This window comes from Leptolyngbya sp. FACHB-36 (assembly GCF_014695955.1).
Lineage (GTDB): Bacteria > Cyanobacteriota > Cyanobacteriia > Leptolyngbyales > Leptolyngbyaceae > FACHB-36.
Map to the genome: position 1 here is coordinate 1 of NZ_JACJPG010000123.1, position 2,994 is coordinate 2,994.

The window sequence follows — 2,994 nt, forward strand, 5'->3', positions numbered from 1 at the left end:
GCCGAAGCAACGCTCGATCGCATTGCGGAAGTGCGTCCGGTGGATGTGCAGGCGGCACGGGCAGACGTGAACAGCGCGATCGCCGCCGTACGCCACGCCCAAGCCGAACTCGATCTTGCCTACATTCGCGCTCCGAGAGCCGGACAAATTCTTAAGATTCACACCTGGGACGGCGAAATCGTGGACGGCAACAAAGGCATCGTCTCGCTGGGGCAAACCCGCCAGATGGTTGCCGTTGCCGAAGTGTATGAAACTGACTTACCCAAAATTCGTCTTGGTCAAGCCGCCACCATTACCAGCATCAGCGGTGGTCTTGCATCTCCGCTACGCGGAGTTGTGGACGAAGTCGGGCTGGAAGTTGCCAAGAAAGATGTGCTGAACACCGACCCCGCCGCAGAGATCGATGCGCGAATTGTGGAAGTGAAGGTTCGCCTCAATCCAGCCGACAGCCAGTGGGTCGCAGGACTGACAAACATGAAGGTGAAAGTGGCGATCGACCTGTAGCCATTTTCTGTCCGCTTGTGATTTCAACTCATTTAATCGTCAGGAGAACTCCAATGGCATTCGTTTCTGTGACTCGGTTACGGCTACGCTCCTCGCGCTTTCTGCTGCCGTTTCTTTGGGAAGCAATTCTTAGCCTGCGGCAGGCAAAACGGGCATCGGGCAATCGATTCGCCAGCACACGGAGACAGCCAAACCATGTGTATTGGACGCTGACGGTTTGGCAAGACGAATCGGCTATGCGCGCTTACATCCGCAGCGGATCACACGGTCGCGTGATGCCAAAGCTGATCCACTGGTGTGATGAGGCATCAACGGTGCACTGGCTACAAGGCGGTGCTGAAGTGCCAACGTGGCAAGAGGCGGAACGCCGCATGGTAGAGAGCGGTCGGATGTACAACCTGCGCTATCCGTCTACTGCCCATGCCGCAGGAGTGATTCAGGCATGAAACGGATTCCGCTGGCGTGGCTGCAACTGACGAAAGAACGATCGCGCATGATCGTCGCGATTGCTGGGATTGCCTTTGCCGATGTGCTGATGTTTTTGCAGATGGGCTTCCGCAGTGCGCTATTCGATGGCGCGGTGCAGCTACACAATAGTTTGGACGGCGATGTTTTTCTCGTCAGCGATCGCTACAAAGCTCTCATTGCGCTTGATCGCTTTACGGAGCGGCGGCTGTATCAAGCGTTGGGCTATGCAGGCGTGCAATCGGTCAGCCCGGTCTATCTCGGTCCGGTGCAGTGGAAGAATCCAGAAAATAAGCAGGTTTGGAATCTGTACGCGATCGGGGTCAACCCTGCTGATAATGTGCTTTTGCTGCCGCCAGTTCAAGCGAATTTAAACTCGCTCAAGCAGCCGGATACGGTAATGTTCGACGAAGGCGCCCGCAAAGAATTTGGACCCGTTCCGGCGCTGTTTCGTCAAGGTGCCTTTACAACCGAAGTGGAAAACCGCCAAGTTGAAGTCGTGGGACTGTTCAAGTTGGGAACCTCCTTTGGCATCAACGGCACTCTGATCACGAGCGATATCAATTTTCTGCGGCTGTTTCAAGAGCGACGACAAAAGGGACTGATTGATGTTGGCGTGATCAAGCTAGAACCGGGAGCCGATGTGGCGCAGGTGGTGGCAAATCTGCGATCGGGCTTGCCTAACGATGTGCGAGTCATGTCGAAGCAGGAATTCATGGACCGCGAGAAGAACTTTTGGAATACCAGCACACCCGTCGGCTACGTGTTTGACTTGGGCGCGGTGATTGGCTTCATCGTCGGCGCGGTCATCGTTTACCAAATTCTTTACAGCGACGTGTCGGATCACATGCCGGAGTACGCAACGCTAAAGGCTATTGGCTTCCGCGATCGCTACCTGCTAGCTGTAGTGTTTCAGGAGGCGCTGATTTTGGCGGCGATCGGGTTTGTACCAGGACTGGCGATTTCACTGGGCTTCTACCAAGTGACTCGTCAGGCAACGCTGCTGCCAATGGTGATGACGCTGGGACGAGCGGGATTTGTGCTGGCGCTGACGGCGATGATGTGCTCAATTTCTGCTGCGATCGCCATTCGTAAACTACAATCGGCTGACCCAGCTGATAGTTTCTAGCACAAAAAGATTGTAGCCGCCGCGCCGCAAAAAGGCGTACTCGTCAATCTCGATACCCTGCGTCCTCAACGAGTGCAGCCAGCAGAACGATCGTTGGTTGGCAGCTATCTTAACTCAGAAATGTAGTCGATCCAATCGCTATTTCCTATTTGCTACTGCTGGAGAACTACAGTGATATCATCGCACCCTCAAGCCGCGATCGTCATCGAAAACTTGAATCATTTTTACGGTCAAGGCAACCTGAGAAAACAGGTTTTATTTGACATTAGCTTACAGATTCAAACAGGTGAAATTGTGATTATGACTGGACCTTCTGGGTCCGGAAAAACTACCCTGCTAAGTTTGATTGGCTGTTTGAGATCCGCACAAACAGGCAGTTTGCAAATTTTAGGACAAGAGCTTTGTGGCGCATCCAACTCTCAACTAGTGGCGGCTAGACGGCGCATTGGATATATCTTTCAGGCACACAACTTGCTGGAATCGCTAACAGCTCAGCAGAATGTGCAACTGCCTCTAGAGCTACACGGCATTCCGTTCAAGCAGACGCAGAAACAGGCGGCTGAGATGCTTTCGGCTGTAGGGCTAGCTGCGCAAGTGAACGACTATCCAGAGAATCTATCCGGTGGACAACAGCAGCGAGTGGCGATCGCCCGTGCCCTCGTTAGTCGTCCGGCGATCGTGCTGGCAGACGAACCAACAGCAGCACTAGACAAGCAATCCGGGCGCGATGTGGTCGAACTGATGCAGCACCTCGCCAAAGAGCAGAGCTGCACAATTCTGCTAGTGACGCACGACAATCGAATTTTGGACATTGCCGATCGTCTGGTTCAGATGGAAGATGGATACTTGCTGTCTAACATTCAGGAGCTAGCCGCATAAATCAAATTAACGAAATG

4 protein-coding genes are annotated in these 2,994 nt (G+C 53.5%); all 4 read left to right on the forward strand.

Annotated elements, in window-relative coordinates:
- On the forward strand, nt 1–504 hold a 504-nt coding region (locus tag H6F43_RS01715), incomplete at its 5' end, for an HlyD family efflux transporter periplasmic adaptor subunit (RefSeq protein WP_190340293.1).
- 53 nt (nt 505–557) lie between these two features.
- The gene (locus tag H6F43_RS01720; RefSeq protein ID WP_190340294.1) at nt 558–950 is read left to right on the forward strand and encodes a DUF3291 domain-containing protein; all 393 of its coding nucleotides are present in this window, start codon (nt 558–560) and stop codon (nt 948–950) included.
- Nucleotides 947–2,098, forward strand: a complete 1,152-nt coding sequence (gene devC / locus H6F43_RS01725; RefSeq protein ID WP_190340295.1) for an ABC transporter permease DevC — start codon at nt 947–949, stop codon at nt 2,096–2,098. The genes H6F43_RS01720 and devC overlap by 4 nt, the downstream gene beginning before the upstream one ends.
- Nucleotides 2,099–2,269: 171 nt before the next feature.
- Nucleotides 2,270–2,977, forward strand: coding sequence for an ATP-binding cassette domain-containing protein (locus H6F43_RS01730; RefSeq protein ID WP_190340296.1), 708 nt, complete (start codon nt 2,270–2,272; stop codon nt 2,975–2,977).
- The last annotated feature ends 17 nt before the right edge of the window (nt 2,978–2,994 follow it).

Coding starts and splice junctions, on each gene's coding strand:
- H6F43_RS01720 (WP_190340294.1), top strand. CDS start 558: ATGGCATTCGTTTCTGTGACTCGGTTACGGCTACGCTCCTCGCGCTTT.
- devC (WP_190340295.1), top strand. CDS start 947: ATGAAACGGATTCCGCTGGCGTGGCTGCAACTGACGAAAGAACGATCG.